Here is a 19073-nt window from a genome sequence, read left to right on the forward strand (position 1 = left end):
GCATTACTCCGTCGCGTGCGCTTGCATCACACCGGAGTGCATTGACCACGCCATCCACGGACGGCGCAGCGCGACGATCGCGACGAACGCGCATGCCGCCAGCGCGCCGAACGTCGCAAAACCCATCTGATAGCTGCCCGTGCTTTCCTTCGCGATACCCATCACCACCGGCAGATAGAATCCGCCGATGCCGCCCGCGGCACCGACGATACCCGACATCAAGCCCGTGCGGCCCGCCCAGCGATGCGGCACCAGCTGGAAGGTCGCGCCGTTGCCGAGACCGAAAGCCACATACAGGCACAGCAGCAACGTGATGCCACCGGCCATCGCCGGCATGGCCGCGGCGAACACGAAGTCGCACAGCGAGATGATGGCGAGCAGGAAGGTCAGCGCGCGCACCCCAGACACCTTGTCGGCGATCAGGCCGCCGAGCGGACGCACCATCGCGCCGGTCGCGGCGAGCAATGCCATGAAGAGGCCCGCGTCGATCTTCGAGAGCTGATAGAGGTTGGTCAGGAGCAGCGACACATATGAAGACATCCCGACGAAACCGCCGAACGTAATGCTGTACACCAGCATGATCGCCCACGTGTCACGCTCGGCCAGCACCGCGCGATAGCGCTTGGGCAACACCGCGATCGCGAGCAGTGCACCGATCACCGGCAACAGCAGCACACCCGTCTTGCCGGAGCCGAACATGCCGGCTTCGACCAGCAGCACCAGCACGATCAATCCGACCAGCGTCACCGCGAAGCTGCCGAATGCGCGCAGCACGCTGCCGGTTTTCACGCCGGAATCGTTGGCCCAGAAATACAGCGTGATCGCGGCAATCGCGAGCAACGGCAGTGCGCCGCCGGCCGCCATCTGCCAGCCGTAGTGCGTGGCCAGTTGCGGGAACAGGAAGCCGTCGAGCACCGCGCCGATATTGCCGGCCGCGGCGAGACCCAACACGAGGCCCTGCACCTTCGGCGGATAGTTGCTGCCCGCCATTGGCAGCGCCACGGCGAAACTGGCACCGCCGACGCCGAGAAATACGCCGAGCACCAGCAGCACCGTGTACGACGGCACGGACGGCATCAACGGCAACACGATCGTCGGCACCGCCGACAGCAGCACGCCCATCAGCGCAATGCGCTTGCCGTGCGCGGATTGATACAGGTTACCGAGCGTCACGCGCAGAATCGCGGCCGAGAGCACCGGCACCGCGACCAGCAAACCTTGTTGCGCGGGCGTCATCGCGATGCTCTTGCTGATGAATGGCGCAAGCGGTCCATACAGGACCCAGACGGTAAAGCCAGTGTCGAAATAGAGGAAACACGCCACTAGCGCGCGCCAGTCCCCACTCTTTAGGGAGCTCATCACGTTTTTCATCAGATATCCTCACAAAACTGATTTTTCGACTATCCGGCAGATCGCGCTACGCGCCACGCACCGGAATGATCACGATGTTGAAAACCGGCATGAACATGCAACCTCCATGCCATGTGGCTCCGTCTTTAGAAGCTGTACTGCGTACTCTTTGAAACCTTGAAGCGGCGAGCGTGTTCGTCGCGCTGACAACCCCGCAGCCATCAATAAACGTCGCGTGCGTAGCGCTTTTCCTGCGCGAGACGGTTCACGTAGTCGAGGGCTTTTTCATCGCTCATGCCGCCGTGCCGCGCCACCACTTCCTTGAGCGCCGCGTCGACATCCTTCGCCATCCGGTTGGCGTCGCCGCATACGTAGAAATGCGCACCGTCTTCGAGCCATGACCACAATTGCGCACCCTGCTCGCGCATACGGTCCTGCACGTAGACCTTGTCCGCCTGATCGCGTGAGAACGCGACATCGAGCCGGTTCAGCACGCCGCTGTCGCGCATCGATTCGAGTTCGTCGCGATAGTAGAAATCCGAGGCAGCGTGCTGCTCGCCGAAGAAGAGCCAGTTGCGCCCCGTGTCGCCGCGTGCACGCCGCTCGTGCAGAAAGCCGCGAAACGGTGCAACGCCGGTGCCGGGACCGACCATGATCATCGGCGTGTCGGAACCATGAGGAGGACGAAAGTGTGCGGACTTCTGCACGAACACGGGGACGTTGACATCGCCCGCACGGTCGGCGAGAAACGTCGACGACACGCCTTTGCGATGACGCCGGCCATTGCTGTAGCGCACCGCGGCAACGGTCAGATGAACTTCGCCCGCGTGCGCCTTCGGGCTCGACGCAATCGAATACAGACGCGGCTGCAAACGCTTGAGCAGGCCGGTCAATTCGGCTGCCGTGAGGCTCACTGGAAATTCATGCAAAACGTCGGCGATCTGCTGGCCCCACAACCATTGCTTGAGATCGGCCTTGCGCTCGGGCGACAGCAGATCGCGCAGCGCCCCGTTGTTGCTGCGCGCGGCGACGAACGCGAGCAGATCCGGATTCGGGCGCGCGATCTCGTAGTGCTTGCCGAGTGCATCGGCAAGACGCATCTCGCCGACGCCTGACACGTTCACCGCGGCATCCGCGTTCACGCCGCTCAGCGCGATCAATTCGTCGACCAGTTCCGGGCAGTTGCTCGGCCATACGCCGAGCGCATCGCCTGCTTCGTATTCGAGTCCCGAATCGCGCGTGCTCAGCGAAAAGTAGCGCGTGTCTTTCGCCGCGCCCGGCTTGTTCAGGCGCAGATTGCTAACGAGCCGCGACGCGGCCGGCCGCGTTTTGGTCGGCACCGTGCCCGGCACCACCGCGTTGATCATGCCGCCCGGCGGCACGGCATACAGCGCGGCATCCTCTTCCTTGATACGCACGATGATGCGTTCGAGCCACGCGTCCGCGCTCTCCTGATACTCGCCATCGCAATCGACGCGCTCCATCAAACGCAGCGCGCCCCGCTCGGCGAGCCGCTCATCGAGGCGGCGGCCGTGGCCGCAGAACTGGTCGTAGTTGCGATCGCCCAGAGCGAGCACCGCGAAGCGCACGCCGTCGAGCCGCGGCGCGCTTTCGCCGCTCAATTGCGTCCATAGACTTTGTGCGTTGTCGGGTGGATCGCCGTCGCCGAAGGTGCTCGTCATCAGCAACACGTATTGGGCTTTGGCAAGCGTCGAAGCTTGATAGTCCGCCATGCACGACGTGCGGATTTCAAAGCCCGACTCCATTAGCCGCGTGGCATAGCCTTCGGTCAGCGACTCGGTGTTGCCCGTTTGCGAGGCCCACAGTAACGTGACCTTCGGCCGTGCGCGGACGATGCGCACACCGGATGCGTGCGAAGCTTCGGCATGCGACGCCGCAAGTGCAGTGGCGGGCATAGTCGCGCTGCGGCTATAGAGACCGGCCAGCAAACCATCCACGTAAAGACGCCTCGTCGTATCGAACGGCGCGTTGCCTGGCAGAACCGGCACGCGGTCGATGCCTTGCGCTTCCGCCGAGCGCAGTCCGCTCACGAAGCCAGCCAGATAGACACGCTCCTGATCGGTGAACGAAGGCGCGGGTGTCGACGGCAACTGCAACAGGCTGGTGAGTGCATCGATACGGGGCATATCCAGATCCTCGGCGCTTGCCGATACGGTGTTGGCCGGCGCCACGCTCGCGGCAACCGCAACGGATGCATCGGTCAACAATGCATCGTCGTCATTCAGGAAAGGCTCGACGCGCTCGGGCGCCACCGGGCTCAGCGCGACCGCGCAGAACTTGAGTTCGGGCTGCTGCGAGACCGGGTCGATGGCGTCGCTCGTCACCGCGTTGATGCACAGGTCGTCGCCGAATACGTCGTTCCAGTGCATCGGCGCAAAACAGTTGCCCGCGCTCACGCGTTCAGTCACGACAGCCGGCAACACCGCGCGGCCCCGGCGCGAACGAATCTCCACCGGATCTTTTGCCTTGATGCCGAGCGTGGCGGCATCTTCGGGATGGATCTCAACGAACGGGCCCGGGTTCAGCTTGTTGAGCATCGCGACCTTGCCGGTCTTGGTCATCGTGTGCCATTGATGCTGCAAGCGGCCCGTATTCAGCACGATCGGGAATTCACGATCCGGCAGTTCAGCCGGCGCCGCGTAGGCGCGCGCGAAGAACACCGCCTTGCCGCTCGCCGTTGGAAACACGAAGCGCGGACGGCTGCCGTCCGGCCGTTCCTTGAGCGTCTGACTCACGCCGTCGTTGATATAGCGAACCGGATTGCGATCGGCAGCATCATCCGATGCAAGCGGCCATTGCAACGGCGTTTCTTTCAGGCGGCGATGGCTCGCGCCGCGCAGGTCGTAGCCGGTCTTCGGATTCGACGCGCGGGTGATTTCCGCAAACACTTCCTCGGCGCTCGCATAAGTGAAGGCATCGGCAAACCCCATTTCACACGCAACGCGCGCGATGATCTGCCAATCCGGCAACGCGGCGCCCGGCGGCTCGATGCCCTTTTGCATCAGCGTGAGATTGCGCTCGGAGTTGATCATCACGCCTTCGGCCTCGGCCCACAGCGCGCCAGGAAGAAGCACGTCGGCGTAGCGGTTGGTCTCGGTATCGAGGTACGCATCCTGCGCAATCACGAGTTGCGCCGCGCTCAATCCGTCGATCACATTCTGACGATTCGCCACGCTCGCCACCGGATTGGTGCAGATGATCCAGCACGCCTTGATCTCACCCGCCGCCATGCGCGCGAACATATCGATCGTGCCGTTGCCGACCTGCGGCTTGAGCGAGCCCGTCGGAATGCGCCACAGGTCTTCGATAAACGCGCGGTCTTCTTCGACCAGCACCGAACGCTGCCCCGGCAAGCCCGCCCCCATGTAACCCATCTCGCGGCCGCCCATCGCATTGGGCTGGCCCGTCAGCGAAAACGGGCCGCTGCCGCGCCGGCAAATCTTGCCCGTCGCCAGATGCAGGTTGCAGATCGCGTTGGTGTGCCACGTGCCGTGCGTGCTTTGATTCAGACCCATGGTCCAGCAACTGATCCACTCTTTGGCGCTGCCAATCATGCGCGCGGCCTCGCGGATATCCTCGACGGCGAGGCCGGTGATCCGCGCGACGTGCTCCGGCGTGTAGTCGGCGAGAAACGCTGGCATCGCGTCCCAGCCTTCGGTCGCCTCGGCGATGAATGCGGCATCCGTATGGCCGTTTTCGTGCAACAGATGCAGCAGGCCGTTGAGCAACGCGAGATCGGTGCCCGGCTTGATCTGCATGAAGAGATCGGCCTTCTCCGCGGTCGTGTTGCGGCGCGGATCGACGACGATCAGCTTGGCGCCGGCCTTCACGCGATCCATCATGCGCAGGAACAGAATCGGGTGACAGTCGGCCATATTCGCGCCGATCACGAAGAACAGGTCGGCGTGGTCGATGTCTTCGTACGATCCCGGCGGGCCGTCCGCGCCGAGCGACAGTTTGTAGCCGCTGCCCGCGCTCGCCATGCACAGGCGCGAATTCGATTCGATGTTATTGGTGCCGACAAAGCCCTTGGCGAGCTTGTTGACGAGGTACTGCGCTTCGATCGACATCTGACCGGAGACGTAGAACGACAGCGCGTCCGGCCCGTGCTCATCGAGCAGGCCGCGCAGACGCGCCGCCGTGGTGCTGATCGCCTGCGCCATCGGCAGCGGCGCCGGGTCCTGGCCGCGCGCGTGACGCACGAATGCGTCTTCGAGACGTCCCGACTTGCGCAACGCGACATGCGCCGACTGCCCTTTCGTGCACAGCCGTCCGAAGTTGGCCGGATGCTCCTTGTCGCCGGAGACTTTCACGACCTGGCCGTCCTCGACGTGCAGCACCATGCCGCAGCCAACGCCGCAGTAAGGGCACACGGTTTTTACGCTAGTGGAGGACATGGCGGGCAACGTCGTTCGAAAAGGTTTCAGACAATCATCGGCTCAAACCGCGACCCACACGTGGCCGTCTTCCACGCGCGCGGCGAACGCACCGACGGAATGCGCCGGTGTTTCGAGGCACTCGCCAGTGCGCAGATCGAAGTGATGCTTGTAGATCGGCGAGGCCACCACGATCCGCTCGCCGAGGCTGCCGATCAATCCGCGCGAGAGCACCGCCGCCTGCGAGCCCGGATCGAAGTTTTCGATCGCGTACACGATGCTGTCCGCGTCGCCCTTGTTCACGTGAAAAACCGCGACCTGTTCGCCGTTGACGAGCGCGCAAACACCCGTGTTGGGCACGATGTCATCGAGCGGGCAAACCGGCGTCCAGGAGCGTGGCAGGCGATCGTTGTTCATGACGGAAGTCCTCGATAAATGGTGCGGTTCAATCAAACGGTTTCGACAACAACAGGAATCGCGGCGAGCTTCGAGCGCCGCTCGGCGAGCGTGGCCGGCCGGATCTGGCCGCGCTCCTCGACGAAGGCGACGTTGCTGTCCGACTCGCCGCTGTTGACGAAATGACGGAAGCGCTTGCGCGTTTCGGGATCGGTGACGGCCTTCTTCCATTCGCATTCGTAGGTGTCGACCACGTGCTGCATCTCCGACTCGAGTTCGCCGGCCACGCCAAGCCGATCGTTGACGACCACGTCGATCAGATAGTCGAGGCCGCCTTCGAGGTTCTCGCGCCACACGCTGGTGCGTTGCAGACGGTCGGCGGTGCGCACGTAGAACATCAGGAAACGGTCGATGTAGCGCACCAGCGTCTCCTTATCGAGGTCCGACGCGAGCAGTTCGGCGTGGCGCGGTTTCATGCCGCCGTTGCCGCATACATAGAGATTCCAGCCCTTCTCGGTCGCGATGATGCCGACGTCCTTGCCCTGCGCTTCCGCGCATTCGCGGGTGCAGCCCGACACGCCGAACTTGATCTTGTGTGGGGTACGCAGGCCCTTGTAGCGGTTTTCGATCTCGACCGCGAGACCCACCGAATCGCCGACGCCGTAGCGGCACCACGTCGAGCCGACACACGACTTCACCGTGCGCAGCGACTTGCCGTAGGCGTGGCCGGATTCGAAACCGGCGGCGATCAGTTCTTCCCAGATGAGCGGCAATTGCTCGACGCGAGCGCCGAACAGATCGACGCGCTGACCGCCGGTGATCTTCGTGTAGAGGCCGTATTTCTTGGCGACCTGGCCGACCGCGATCAACCCGTCGGGCGTGACTTCGCCGCCCGCCATGCGCGGCACGACCGAATAGGTGCCGTCACGCTGAATGTTGGCGAGGTAATAGTCGTTGGTGTCCTGCAGCGAGGCATGCTCCTTCTTCAGCACGAACTCGTTCCAGCACGACGCGAGCACGCTCGCCACCACCGGCTTGCAAATATCGCAGCCGAGGCCGTGACCGTGCTTCGCGAGCAGTTCGCCGAAGCTGCGCACGCCTTCCACGCGCACGATGTGATACAGCTCCTGGCGCGAATACGCGAAGTGTTCGCAGATATGGTTGTTGACCGCGAGCCCCTGCTTCCTCATCTCGGCCTTCATCACCTGCGTGACGAGCGGCACGCAACCGCCGCACGACGTGCCGGCGCTGGTCGCGCACTTGAGCGCGCCGATGTCGGTGGCGCCCGCGCTCACGGCGGCGCACAGGTCGGCCTTCGAGACGTTGTTGCACGAACAGATCTGCGCGGAAGCGGGTAAGGCATCGACGCCGAGCGCGGGCTTCGCATTGCCGTCCGCTTGCGGCAGAATCAGGAATTCAGGCGATGCCGGCAATTCGATGCGGTTCAGCATCATTTGCAACAGCGTGCCGTATTCGCCGGCGTCGCCCACCATCACGCCGCCGAGCAGATATTTGCCGCACTCGGACACCACCAGCTTCTTGTAGACCTGCTTGCGTTCGTCGCTGAACTGATAGGCGCGGCTGCCCGGCGTGTTGCCGTGCGCGTCGCCGATGCTCGCCACGTCCACGCCCATCAGCTTGAGCTTGGTGCTCATGTCGGCGCCGGCGAATTCGGCCGTATCACCGAGCAATTGCTTCGCCACCGTGCGCGCCATGTCGTAGCCCGGCGCCACGAGGCCGAACAGTTGGCCGTTCCACAGCGCGCATTCGCCGATCGCATAGATGTGCGGATCGCTGGTGCGGCACGCGTTGTCGATCACGATGCCGCCGCGCGGGCCGAGCGCCAGGCCGCTGTCGCGAGCCAGATCGTCACGCGGACGGATGCCCGCGGAGAACACGATCATGTCGGTGTCGAGGTGGCTGCCGTCCGCGAATTGCATGCGGTGCGTGCCCGCTTCGCCGTCGACGATCGCCGTGGTGTTCTTCTGCGTGTGCACCGTTACGCCCAGTTCTTCGATCTTGGTGCGCAGCACGCGGCCGCCGCCATCGTCCACCTGTACGGCCATCAGACGCGGCGCGAATTCGACCACGTGCGTTTGCAGACCCATGTCGCGCAGCGCCTTCGCGCATTCGAGACCGAGCAGTCCGCCGCCGACCACCGTGCCTGTCTTCGAACGCGCGCCGCATTCGCGCATCGCTTCGAGGTCGTCGATGGTTCGGTACACGAAGCAATCGGCGCGCTCACGGCCTTGCACCGGCGGCACGAACGGATAGGAGCCGGTCGCGAAGACCAGCTTGTCGTAAGCCAACGTTTCGCCCGTCGATACCGTCACGGTGCGCGCATCGCGATCGATCGCCACGGCCTTCGCGTTCAGCTTGAGCAAAACGTTCTGGCGTTCGAAGAAACCCGGCTCGACCAGCGACAGATCGTCCGCCGTCTTGCCCGCGAAAAACTCGGACAGGTGCACGCGGTCGTAGGCCGGACGCGATTCTTCGCACAGCACCGTGATGTCGAGGCCGTGCGCGGCGTCTTGTGCGAGGCACTCGATCAGTTTGTGACCGACCATCCCGTGACCGATAACGATGATTTTCATGACCGCGGTTTCCTCAATGTGCTGGGTTGCGAGCGACGCCGTATGGCATGGGGCGAAAACGAATTCCGGAAATAAAAAACGGCGTCCCGCGAACCCAGTCGATGACTGAATTCGGGGGACGCCGTTGTCCTGACCTGTCCTGCAGCGAGTACTTTGTGTTGCACTCGCGCCGGATCCACGTTGATCCGATGGCAACGCTTAACGCAAAGCCTGTGCCAGTTGCGTGAAATGCTCGCAAAGAGGCCGTGGCGCGGGGCTTTGCGGCCCATGGCACAGCTGCGCGGCGCAGCGCACGCGCGACGCGTTTTGATGCAGCGAGGCACATGGATGGTGCGACGCAGCACCCCGCACGTGCGAGGTGCGAGCCCGCGAACGGTGCGTGGCGCGACTGTTCAAGGCGTTATTCGCGAGGTGTGGCAAGGCGTGAAGCGCACTTCGTTGATGGATGGCGTAGTCCTTGCGTAAGCCGTGGCGAGTTCATGGCGGCAACGCGGCCGCCATGACATGTCGCACACACCGATGCAGACGAAACACAACGCTGTGTTTCGCCGCGCTTGAAGCGAAACACCGGCACACCAGGCATTAAACGGACAACGGCGTCCCCTCGTGACCATCACGAGCGGACGCCGTTTTTTTTGTTTGGCGCCGGCGAAACAGCGATCGCCGGCCGACACAGAAGCGAAGGACACCGTGATAGATACCGCGATGAACACGAATACCGGCAAGGTCACCTTATTGAGCGCCGGCCCCGGCGACCTGGATCTGCTCACGCTGAAGGCCGCCAAAACGCTGGCCGCCGCCGATGTCGTGCTGCTCGACGACCTCGCGAGCCCCGAGATCGTGACGCTGGCGCCGCAAGCACGCGTGATTCGTGTGGGCAAGCGCGGCGGCTGCCGGTCGACGCCGCAAGCGTTTATCGAACGCCTGATGCAGCGCTATGCGCTCAAGGGCTTGCACGTGGTGCGGGTGAAAGGCGGCGAAGCGCTGCTGTTCGGACGCGCTGGCGAAGAGCTCGCGGTCTTGCGCGGCGCCGGCATTCCGGTGGAGATCGTCAACGGCATCTCGTCGGGGTTCGCGGCCGCCGCGGGGCTCGGCATCTCACTCACGCATCGCCGCCATTGCCACGGCGTGAGCTTCGTCACCGCGCACACGGAAGATCACGGCGAGCCGGACTGGGCCGCTTTGGCCGCGACGCGGACCACGTTGGCAATCTATATGGGGATGCGGCGCATCGACATCGCGAGTCTGCCGGCCGATACGCCCGCAGCCGTGGTGCAATGGGCCGGTGGCAGCAACGAACGGCGTCTCGTGAGCCGCCTCGATCGGCTCGCCGCGGATGCGACGCGCGCGGGTTTCGGCAGCCCGGCGGTGATTCTGGTGGGCAGCGCGATCGGCGAAAGCGTCGAGCATGCATGGGCGGGTGATAACGCCTGGCGCGACGAAGCAGCCGCGATGCAGGCGGACATGCAGAACGCGCGAGAGACAATCGCACAGGCCGCCTGATGAGCCGTCTGCGCGCTTCTCAACCGATCAAGCTCAAACGCCGGTCGGCAGTCTTGCGACGAAGCACGTGCCCTCTTGCGCGGACGATCTGACTTCGAGCGTGCCGCCATGCGCGCTCACGATCTGCTTGCAGATATAGAGGCCGAGTCCGAGGCCGCCGCCGGGCTTGCTGGTCGCCGGACGCCAGTAGGGTTCGAAGACCTTGCTCAAGCTCTCCGGTGCAATCACGTTGCCGCCGTTCAGGACGCTCAGCACGAGCTCATCGTCTTCGATGCGTGCCCGCACCCGCACCGGAAACTCCGCCGCGCCATGCGTCACCGCGTTGCCGAGCAGGTTCGAAAGCAACTGCTGCACGCGGGTGCGGTCGCAGCGCACGCGCGCGGAGATGGCGAGATCGTCGGCGAGCAGCCGATCCGGATTGGCCTCGCGCACTTCGGCGACGACCACCCGCAGCGCCATCGCCAGATCGTCGACGTCGTCGATCGACACGCCGATGCCCGAACCGAGCCGGCCACGCGCGAAATCCATCACGTCGTCGATCAGGCGAGCCATGCGCAAGGTGGTGGACTTCAGACGCTGGCCCATCTTCACGAGATCGGGCTCGTTCTTGCGCAACGACAGCAGTTCAGCCGTCGCGCTCACCGCCGACAAGGGATTGCGCAGGTCGTGCCCCAGCACGGCGATGAACTGCTCGCGCAGGCTGGAGTTTTCCCGCTCATGGCGCAGCGCGGCCTCAGTGGCCTGGTGGCGGCCTTCGTTGGCAAGCTGGATCGCGATCAGGTCGGCAAATACCTCGAACATGCGCAAGGTGCGCGGATTCGAAACCTCGGCGGGATTCGGGTCGATCGCGCAGAGATTACCGAAATAGCTGCCGTCGGGAAGAATGATCGGCACGGAAATATAACTGCCCAGCTTGTAGATTTGCGCCGTGTGATGGCCGTGATAAACCGGATCCGTGTGGAAATTGTCGATGACGATCGAGGCCCGCGCGGCGCGCGACTCGAAACACAGCGTGGTGTGCAGGTCCAGATCGCCGCCCGCCGCCAGACCGAAGTTCACTTCGTCCTGCACCGCGCACGCCGTCCAGCGCTGCTCCGTGACGCGGGCCACCGCGGCAAAGCCCATGCCGGTGTTCTTGCAGATCATGCGCAGGATGGAAGGCACGGCATCGATACGCTGAACCGCTTCGATATCGCGCGCGATGTCGGCGTCTTCGGCGTTGCCGATCGGTAAATTATTCATAAGAAGCGGAACTGCGCACCCTTGCCGATCTGGCCTGGAAAAAACACTTTATCGAGTATCGATTCTATCGGGACTTCAAATTGCTCACTATCAGGAACACAACCTGAGGGAAATCAGATGGCCCATCACCCAGCCGCACGCCTTCTGATCGCTGACGACGACGCGAACCTGCTGGCCGCTTACGTACTCTACTTCAGCGCGCATGGTTTCGAAGTCCGGACCGCGCGCAACGGCCTCGACGCGCTGGCTCAATATTGCGCATGGCATCCACAGGCCGCGCTGCTGGACGTCGAAATGCCGCGTCTGGACGGGCGCGCGGTGGCGCGGCGAATCCGCTACGTGGGCGATGTCCCTGCGCCCACGCTGGTCGCGGTCAGCGGGCTCGAGCGCGCCGAGGAAAAGAGCGAATCGCTGCGCTCGGGCTTCAACCATCACTTCGTCAAGCCGGTGCCGATGCCGGTGATTCTCGCGGCGTTGACCGGGCGTGTCCGGCATTAGCCGGTGTTGTCCAGGCAGGTGCCCTGGCTTTGCGCGCAGTTCCCGTGCCCGAGGTTTAACCGAGTTTTAACCGCGTTTTACCCCGTCACCGCCCTCAATCGCCGAAGCCCAATTCCGCTTCTACCGCCTGCCCCACGCGCAGCCACGTCCCGGCCCCGCTCGCGACGAGCGCATTGTTGCCGAACGTAATCGCCCCGTTTCGCTGCGGATTCGCGCGGTAGACGCTCATCGTGTCGGTCGGCTCGTTCGGCCAGTCCGGATCGGGCGCGCCTTTCGCCTGGTCGATGGTCGGCATCGGGCAGCGCGAGCACGGTTTGACCAGTTGCAACTGCACGCCCGCGCCCGTGTCCCCGTCTCCGTCGACGCTCAGCGTCTCCACATAGTCCTCTTCGTACGCATCGAGCCCCGTCAGCACCACGTTGGGACGGAACCGGTCGATCGGAATCGACGGCGCGCCCTTGCCGTTCAGGCGCGTGTTCAGATCGTCGAGCGACGCCTGGCCGATCACCAGCAGCGGAAAACCATCGGCGAAATGGGTGGTCGCGCCGCCCACGCTCCCCGTGTAGTCCGGATCGACAATGCGCTCGCGTTCGGGATTGAAGCGCAAGAGCCGCGCGGGCACGCCGAGAAACGTCGAGAACCACGCGGCACACGCCTCGCCGGTGTCGAGCCCGTAAGCGGCGTCGCGCCAGACCTTGGTCTCTACCGCGTGCGGCGTCTCGAGCCGCGCGCTTTCCAGCGGCGTGCGCAACTCGCTCATGCCGGGCGCGCGGATCATGAGGTCCTCGGCGCCGATTTCGGCCTTGATCAGCGCCATGCGCGGATACGCGCGCTGCGTGAGCATGGCGCCGGCCGGGTCGGTGACCATCCAGCAGCGGTCGTATTCGAGGCCGGTGGCAAAGAGGCGTGCCTCAGGCAGCGCAATGCCCGCGCAGGATTTGATCGGATAGACGAATAGCTCGCTGATGGTCGGCATGGCGTGGGTATGCACGTGGGGAGCGTGCGCATTCTTGTGTTTGATGCCTGATTGTAAAGCCCTCCGCGCTCATCGTTCCAGCCGGAATGTCGGCCAAACGAGCCGCCAAAGACCGGCCGGGGCGATGCCGCCGTTTCTTCCGGCCGCGCTTGGACGTAAAATCCCCAAGCAAAGCGCTTGGGCAATGACAAGGCCGGCGCCGCGGCATCCGCGCACAATGTGGATCCTGGAAGGCTGCGTGCAATCCGCGCTGTCACCGAAGATCAACGCGGCCGCACTCCCGCGCGCCACTGGATAGAACGTGTAGAAGCATCCTTACCATAACCAAACCAGGAAATTCATTATGCTGAGCAAACCCGTGTTGACCGTCGCCGAAACGACCCGCATTCTCGAAGCCGCCCGCGCGGAAGCCGAGAAACACCAGTGGGCCGTCGCCATCGTGGTGGTCGACGATGGCGGCCATCAGCTCGGCATGCTGCGTCTGGACGGCAGCGCGCCGGCCAGCTCGTACATCGCGACCGAAAAGGCGCGCACTTCGGCGATCGGCCGCCGTGAAACCAAGGTATACGAAGACATGATCAACAACGGCCGCACCGCCTTCCTGAGCGCGCCGCTGCAAGGCACGCTGGAAGGTGGCGTGCCGGTGATCGTCGACGGCCAGGTGGTCGGCGCGGTCGGCGTGTCGGGCGTCAAGTCGGATCAGGACGCGCAGATCGCCAAGGCGGGTATTCAGGCCATCGCCGCTTGAGTTTGCGGGTGGTTCGCAAACCGACCAAAGCGGCCGCCATGAAACAAACAAGCTAACCGTTGCACAACGCGGGCCGATGCCCCCTCATCGGCCCCATTCAGATAGATGGAGCAGTCGATGACTCAGATGAACACGCGCGGCGGACTGCAAGTCGCCGCCAACCTCGACCAGTTCGTCGAAACCGAAGCCCTGCCCGGCACCGGAATCGACAGCGCCGCATTCTGGTCAGGTTTCGACGCCCTCGTGCACGAGCTGGCGCCCAAGAACCGTGCGTTGCTCGCCGAGCGCGACCGCCTGCAAACCGAACTGGACAAGTGGCATCGCGCCAATCCGGGTCCGGTGCGCGATCTGCGAGCGTACCGTGCGTTTCTCGAAGGCATCGGCTATATCGTGCCCGTGCCTGCCAGCGTCAAAGCCACGACCGACAACGTGGACACCGAAATCGCCGAACAGGCCGGCCCGCAACTCGTGGTGCCGCTGTCGAATCAGCGCTATGCGCTGAACGCGGCGAACGCGCGCTGGGGCAGCCTGTACGACGCGCTGTACGGTACCGACGCGATCCCCGAGACGGGCGGCGCCGAAAAGCAGAAGGCTTTCAATCCGGTGCGCGGCGCCGCGGTGATCGCCTATGCCCGCAAATTCCTCGACCAGGCCGCGCCGCTCGCGAACGGCTCGCATGCCGACGCCACGCGCTATAGCGTCGAGGGCGGCAAGCTGATCGTCACGCTGAAGAACGGCACGAGCGAGCTGAAGACGCCGGCGCAATTCATCGGCTATCAGGGCGAGGAAAGCGCGCCGTCCGCCGTGCTGCTCAAGCACAACGGCCTGCACTTCGAAATCCAGATCGATGCGAGCGATTCGATCGGCAAGACCGATTCGGCGCATGTGAAGGACGTGGTGGTCGAAGCGGCGGTGAGCACGATCATCGACTGTGAAGACTCGGTCGCGGCCGTGGATGCGGACGACAAGGTCCTGCTCTACCGCAACTGGCTTGGCCTGATGACCGGCGACCTGACCGAAGAGGTCACGAAGAACGGCAAGACCTTCACGCGCCGGCTGAACGCCGACCGCGTGTACACCGCCGCGAACGGCACCGCGCCGGTCGTGCTGCATGGCCGCTCGCTGCTGTTCATTCGCAACGTGGGTCATTTGATGACCAATCCGGCGGTGCTGACCAAAGACGGCCACGAGATTCCGGAAGGCATTCTCGACGCGGTCATCACCACGCTGTGCGCGTTGCACGACCGCAAGCACCAGTTGAATTCGCGCACCGGCTCGATCTATATCGTCAAGCCGAAGATGCACGGGCCGGCCGAAGTCGCCTTCGCGAGCGAGCTGTTCGCGCGCGTGGAAGACCTGCTGAAGCTGCCGCGCAACACGATCAAGATGGGCATCATGGACGAGGAGCGCCGCACCAGCGTGAACCTGCTCGCCTGTATCGCCGAAGCGTCGGAGCGTGTCGCGTTCATCAACACGGGTTTCCTCGACCGCACCGGCGACGAAATGCACTCGGCCATGGAGGCCGGTCCGATGATGCGCAAGGGCGACATGAAGTCGAGCGCCTGGATCGCCGCTTATGAGCGCAGCAACGTGCTGGTCGGTTTGAGCGCGGGCCTGCGCGGCCGCTCGCAGATCGGCAAGGGCATGTGGGCGATGCCCGATCTGATGCACGCCATGCTCGAACAGAAGATCGCGCATCCGAAGGCCGGTGCGAACACTGCATGGGTGCCCTCGCCGACCGCCGCCACGCTGCATGCGCTGCATTACCATCAAGTCGACGTGCAAAAGGTTCAGCGGGAACTGGAACGCACGGAATACGCGACGGCGCGCGACGAACTGCTCGACGGCTTGCTGACGATTCCGGTCGTCGCCGAGGCGAAATGGAGCGACGACGAGATCCGCAGCGAGATCGACAACAACGCGCAGGGCATCCTTGGCTACGTGGTGCGCTGGATCGATCAGGGCGTAGGCTGCTCGAAGGTGCCGGACATTCACAACGTCGGCCTGATGGAAGACCGTGCCACGCTGCGTATTTCCAGCCAGCACATCGCCAACTGGCTGTATCACGGCGTGGTGAAGCGCGAGCTCGTCGAAGAGACGTTCAAGCGTATGGCGAAGGTGGTCGACGAGCAGAACGCGGGCGACCCGCTCTACAAACCGATGGCGCCGGGCTTCGATACGATCGCCTTCAAGGCCGCGCAGGCGCTGGTGTTCGAAGGACGTCAGCAGCCGAGCGGTTACACGGAACCGCTGCTGCATAAGTTCCGGCTGGAAGTGAAGAAGGCAGTCTGACAGCGGGTTTGCCGGGCCGCGCGTGATGCGCGGGTCGGGTGAAAAAAAGACGGGCGCCGCGTGGTTTGCGGCGCCCGTTTTAATGCGCGCGGTGCTGCTGCGCGTTACCTCTGCGTGGTGAGTTCGCAGCGACTACTGACGCCGCTTAAGCCGCTTCCGCCGCATACTGCGCCGGCACGCCGTCCTGCATATTGGTCTGCATATACGCCTGCAGATAAGCCTCGAATTCCGCCTTCACTTCCGGATGGCGCAGCGCGAATTCCACCGTCGCCTTCAGATAACCAAGCTTGCTGCCGCAATCGAAGCGCGTGCCGAAATAACGATACGCGAGCACCTGCTCCTCGGTCAGCAGCGATTGCACCGCGTCGGTCAATTGCAGTTCGCCACCCGCGCCCGGCTTCAACGCGCGGATATGCTTGAAGATGGTCGGCATCAGCACATAACGGCCCACCACGCCGAGATTCGATGGCGCCTTGTCCGGTGCCGGCTTCTCGACGATGCCCGACAGCTTGATCACGTTGTCTTCCCACTCGCGGCCATCCACCACGCCGTACGAGCGGCTGTCTTCGCGCGCGATGGTTTCCACGCCGATCACCGAGCTGTGATAGTGATTGAACGTATCGACGAGCTGGCTCATCACCGGCTTCGAGCTGTGCAGCAGGTCGTCGGCCAGAATCACCGCGAACGGGCTCTCACCCACCAGTTTCTCCGCGCACAGCACCGCGTGGCCGAGGCCGAGCGCTTCGGCCTGACGCACATAGAAACAGTCGACGTTGGCCGGCTTGATGCTGCGCACCAGATCGAGCAGCTTCTGTTTGTTACGCGCCTCGAGTTCGGCTTCGATCTCGTAGGACTTGTCGAAGTGATCCTCGATGGCGCGCTTGCTGCGGCCCGTCACGAAGATCATCTCGGTGATGCCGGCGGCAATCGCTTCTTCGACCGCGTATTGAATCAGCGGCTTGTCGACGATCGGCAGCATTTCCTTAGGACTTGCTTTGGTTGCCGGCAGGAATCGTGTCCCGAGGCCCGCTACGGGAAACACGGCTTTGGTGACTTTCAGCATGGTAGGCATTCCCACATCGGTTAGAAATTGGTGTGTTCGCGGGCCTGGCGGCCAATCGATGTCGCCGGAAAGACTAGCAAAAAAATGACGCCAGTCCGTATGTGAAATTTCCTCAATTGGAATAAATAAATCTATTCTTCGTCAATATGCCGCAGCGTGACAAACGACGGGCAACAATTACGCATTGAAATCGATTTATTTTCCGGCAATTCCGAAAATTTTACATATCCTGACAACTGGCCTTCAGATGCGCCAGGCGCGCCGGCGGATGGATCACGGGCGCGCCTCGCGGCTCTTCAGGCCCGCGTTATTCGTTCTCGTCGAGCTGCGGCAGCTTGCCCGGATTCATCCGAAAACGGCGGATGGGCTCGTTGCGCAGCGCCTCCCGATAGGCGGAGGCAGCGACAAGGATCAGCAGCACGGCAATGCCGGCGAGTAAATGCAGGTTCATGACTTCACCTCGGGTCAAGAGAATCCGTGGCTTAAAGTAGCACGACAAAAGCGGTAAATAATTCGCTGCTGCATCTGCTTATGCTCAATTACAATTCGTCACAAATCGCCAATTAATTCAATTCACCACGCAATTTTTTATCGATTTTTTACCCGCGCTGTGCACTAGCATGTCATGCACCGCAGGCGCGTATGGCGCCCGCGCGAATTCGTTTTTCCTCCGTCAGAATAAGGACCGCGCATGAGCGACTCAGCACTGGATGCCGCCGGCTCATCCCTGCCCCTCTCCCCGCCTCGCACGGCCGCCACGCCGCGCGCCCAGAGCGAAGCGCGCGCCGACAGCGCCGGCAAGGAGCATGTCATCGACGCCATGCGGGGCTTTGCCGCGCTGCTGGTGGCGTATTTTCATTGCCGCCAGGTGGAATGGGTCGGCATGCAGGCGTTTCACCAGAGCGTGGGCCACGCATTCAGTCTGAATTCGATTGCCGCGTATTTGACGTTCCCGATTGCCTGGGGCTCCGCGGGCGTGCCGATTTTCTTCGTGATCAGCGGCTATTGCATTCACCGCGGCGGCGCGCTGCGCCTGGCCGGCAATCCCGCTTACCGGCTCGATACGGGCAATTTCTGGGTGCGCCGCTTTGCGCGCATTTATCCCGTGCTGCTCGCCGCACTGGTGCTGACCTTCGCGCTCGACTGGTTCAGCCTGCAACTGCCGCCCGTCAGTCACAAGATCCGCGAGATCGGCCTGCAGGCTTTCCTCGTCAATCTGTTTTCGCTGCAAGGCGTGGCCGGCAAGACGTTCGGCTCGAACGGCGCGCTCTGGACGCTCTCGCTCGAAGTGCAGTTCTACGCGATCTATCCGCTACTGTTCGCACTGCGCCGGCGCATCGGCATGACCTCCGTGCTGGCGATCGTCGCGGTCATCAACGTGGTGTCCGCCTACGTGCTCGAACGGCATGACATTCAGTTCTTCACGTCGTACTGGTTTTCGTGGACGCTCGGCGCGTGGATCGCCGACGCCCGTGCCCGTCGCGCGCCGCAGGCTCGCTCCTCGGTGTGGCTCTACGCGCTCGCTGCGGGGTTCGTCGCGCTCGGCTGCGCCGCGTTCCATTTCGGCCAGTACGGTGCGTTCCAGCTCTGGGCCATCGGCTTCGCGTTCTATCTGTACAAGGCGCTGGAGCGCGGCAACGCGGACCGCGGCCCTGCGTTCGGCACGCGTCTGCTCGGGCGGTTCGGTGACTTCAGTTTCTCGCTCTATCTGATCCATTTGCCCATCTTCGTGCTGTTGTCGTCGCTGCTATTCCGCTCGTCGCTGCAAATGTCGATCTGGCCGTCGTTCGGCTACATGCTGGTGGCCGTGCCGGTGGCCTATGTGTTCTACCGGCTGGTCGAACTGCCGGCCATGAAATGGTCGGCCAGCTTCAAGCCGAAAGCGGCTTTGAAAAAGGCTTGAACCAAGGCCTCAAAACCACGCGATAAAAAAACGGAGCGAACGTCGTGAGACTTTCGCTCCGCTGCGCCAACGGCAGGGACTGGCCATGTCCCTGCCTACCCCCGCGTAAAA

13 protein-coding genes are annotated in these 19073 nt (G+C 63.4%); 5 read left to right on the forward strand and 8 right to left on the reverse strand.

What is annotated here, in order from left to right; genetic code table 11:
- Positions 1 to 3: 3 nt before the first annotated feature.
- The 4 genes from P0D73_RS03225 to nirB all read right to left on the reverse strand — a co-directional run bounded on the left by P0D73_RS03225 (position 4) and on the right by nirB (position 8737).
- Positions 4 to 1371, reverse strand: coding sequence for an MFS transporter (locus tag P0D73_RS03225; protein ID WP_408429696.1), 1368 nt, complete (start codon positions 1369 to 1371; stop codon positions 4 to 6).
- Positions 1372 to 1571: 200 nt separating this feature from the next.
- The gene (locus tag P0D73_RS03230; protein WP_408429699.1) at positions 1572 to 5768 is read right to left on the reverse strand and encodes a bifunctional nitrate reductase/sulfite reductase flavoprotein subunit alpha; all 4197 of its coding nucleotides are present in this window, start codon (positions 5766 to 5768) and stop codon (positions 1572 to 1574) included.
- Positions 5769 to 5810: 42 nt separating this feature from the next.
- Positions 5811 to 6164, reverse strand: coding sequence for a nitrite reductase small subunit NirD (gene nirD, locus P0D73_RS03235; protein WP_408429702.1), 354 nt, complete (start codon positions 6162 to 6164; stop codon positions 5811 to 5813).
- 32 nt (positions 6165 to 6196) lie between these two features.
- Entirely contained in the window at positions 6197 to 8737 is a 2541-nt protein-coding gene (gene nirB / locus P0D73_RS03240) for a nitrite reductase large subunit NirB (protein WP_408429705.1), read from the reverse strand.
- 705 nt (positions 8738 to 9442) lie between these two features.
- Here nirB and cobA point away from each other — a divergent pair.
- A complete protein-coding gene (gene cobA / locus P0D73_RS03245) occupies positions 9443 to 10240 on the forward strand; it encodes a uroporphyrinogen-III C-methyltransferase (RefSeq protein ID WP_408429708.1) in 798 nt (265 codons plus the stop codon).
- Positions 10241 to 10273: 33 nt separating this feature from the next.
- Here cobA and P0D73_RS03250 read toward each other — a convergent pair whose 3' ends face one another.
- Positions 10274 to 11482, reverse strand: a complete 1209-nt coding sequence (locus P0D73_RS03250) for a GAF domain-containing sensor histidine kinase (protein ID WP_408429711.1) — start codon at positions 11480 to 11482, stop codon at positions 10274 to 10276.
- A 117-nt stretch (positions 11483 to 11599) separates the two neighbouring features.
- Between P0D73_RS03250 and P0D73_RS03255 the strand changes: the two genes are divergently transcribed.
- Positions 11600 to 11980 (forward strand): response regulator, encoded by a 381-nt coding sequence (locus P0D73_RS03255; protein WP_132374635.1) that lies wholly within the window; start codon positions 11600 to 11602, stop codon positions 11978 to 11980.
- Positions 11981 to 12074: 94 nt separating this feature from the next.
- On the opposite strand, the gene P0D73_RS03260 is transcribed toward P0D73_RS03255, so the two are convergent.
- Positions 12075 to 12956: an MOSC domain-containing protein gene (locus tag P0D73_RS03260; protein WP_408429714.1), complete on the reverse strand. Its 882-nt coding sequence runs from the start codon at positions 12954 to 12956 to the stop codon at positions 12075 to 12077.
- A gap of 343 nt (positions 12957 to 13299) precedes the next feature.
- Here P0D73_RS03260 and P0D73_RS03265 point away from each other — a divergent pair, with 343 nt between their 5' ends.
- Both P0D73_RS03265 and P0D73_RS03270 read left to right on the forward strand, forming a co-directional pair.
- Complete coding sequence (locus P0D73_RS03265) at positions 13300 to 13704, forward strand: heme-binding protein (RefSeq protein ID WP_132374637.1); 405 nt, start codon at positions 13300 to 13302, stop codon at positions 13702 to 13704.
- A gap of 117 nt (positions 13705 to 13821) precedes the next feature.
- Positions 13822 to 15996, forward strand: a complete 2175-nt coding sequence (locus P0D73_RS03270; RefSeq protein WP_408429717.1) for a malate synthase G — start codon at positions 13822 to 13824, stop codon at positions 15994 to 15996.
- Positions 15997 to 16141: 145 nt separating this feature from the next.
- Here the strand turns inward: P0D73_RS03270 and galU are convergent, their stop codons facing one another.
- The gene (gene galU, locus P0D73_RS03275) at positions 16142 to 17059 is read right to left on the reverse strand and encodes a UTP--glucose-1-phosphate uridylyltransferase GalU (protein ID WP_132374639.1); all 918 of its coding nucleotides are present in this window, start codon (positions 17057 to 17059) and stop codon (positions 16142 to 16144) included.
- A 307-nt stretch (positions 17060 to 17366) separates the two neighbouring features.
- Positions 17367 to 17510 (reverse strand): hypothetical protein, encoded by a 144-nt coding sequence (locus tag P0D73_RS03280; protein ID WP_165923841.1) that lies wholly within the window; start codon positions 17508 to 17510, stop codon positions 17367 to 17369.
- 240 nt (positions 17511 to 17750) lie between these two features.
- On the opposite strand from P0D73_RS03280, the gene P0D73_RS03285 reads away from it, so the two are divergent.
- Positions 17751 to 18962: an acyltransferase family protein gene (locus tag P0D73_RS03285; protein ID WP_132374640.1), complete on the forward strand. Its 1212-nt coding sequence runs from the start codon at positions 17751 to 17753 to the stop codon at positions 18960 to 18962.
- Positions 18963 to 19073: the final 111 nt, after the last annotated feature.

Origin of the sequence: Paraburkholderia sp. RL18-101-BIB-B (genome assembly GCF_046026985.1) — a bacterium.
In the GTDB taxonomy this organism is placed as follows: Bacteria; Pseudomonadota; Gammaproteobacteria; order Burkholderiales; family Burkholderiaceae; genus Paraburkholderia.

What these genes read in the sequence shown, in the direction of transcription:
- P0D73_RS03225 (WP_408429696.1), bottom strand. Translation starts at nt 1,371, where the DNA reads ATGAAAAACGTGATGAGCTCCCTAAAGAGTGGGGACTGGCGCGCGCTA.
- P0D73_RS03230 (WP_408429699.1), bottom strand. Translation starts at nt 5,768, where the DNA reads ATGTCCTCCACTAGCGTAAAAACCGTGTGCCCTTACTGCGGCGTTGGC.
- nirD (WP_408429702.1), bottom strand. Translation starts at nt 6,164, where the DNA reads ATGAACAACGATCGCCTGCCACGCTCCTGGACGCCGGTTTGCCCGCTC.
- nirB (WP_408429705.1), bottom strand. Translation starts at nt 8,737, where the DNA reads ATGAAAATCATCGTTATCGGTCACGGGATGGTCGGTCACAAACTGATC.
- cobA (WP_408429708.1), top strand. Translation starts at nt 9,443, where the DNA reads ATGAACACGAATACCGGCAAGGTCACCTTATTGAGCGCCGGCCCCGGC.
- P0D73_RS03250 (WP_408429711.1), bottom strand. Translation starts at nt 11,482, where the DNA reads ATGAATAATTTACCGATCGGCAACGCCGAAGACGCCGACATCGCGCGC.
- P0D73_RS03255 (WP_132374635.1), top strand. Translation starts at nt 11,600, where the DNA reads ATGGCCCATCACCCAGCCGCACGCCTTCTGATCGCTGACGACGACGCG.
- P0D73_RS03260 (WP_408429714.1), bottom strand. Translation starts at nt 12,956, where the DNA reads ATGCCGACCATCAGCGAGCTATTCGTCTATCCGATCAAATCCTGCGCG.
- P0D73_RS03265 (WP_132374637.1), top strand. Translation starts at nt 13,300, where the DNA reads ATGCTGAGCAAACCCGTGTTGACCGTCGCCGAAACGACCCGCATTCTC.
- P0D73_RS03270 (WP_408429717.1), top strand. Translation starts at nt 13,822, where the DNA reads ATGACTCAGATGAACACGCGCGGCGGACTGCAAGTCGCCGCCAACCTC.
- galU (WP_132374639.1), bottom strand. Translation starts at nt 17,059, where the DNA reads ATGCTGAAAGTCACCAAAGCCGTGTTTCCCGTAGCGGGCCTCGGGACA.
- P0D73_RS03280 (WP_165923841.1), bottom strand. Translation starts at nt 17,510, where the DNA reads ATGAACCTGCATTTACTCGCCGGCATTGCCGTGCTGCTGATCCTTGTC.
- P0D73_RS03285 (WP_132374640.1), top strand. Translation starts at nt 17,751, where the DNA reads ATGAGCGACTCAGCACTGGATGCCGCCGGCTCATCCCTGCCCCTCTCC.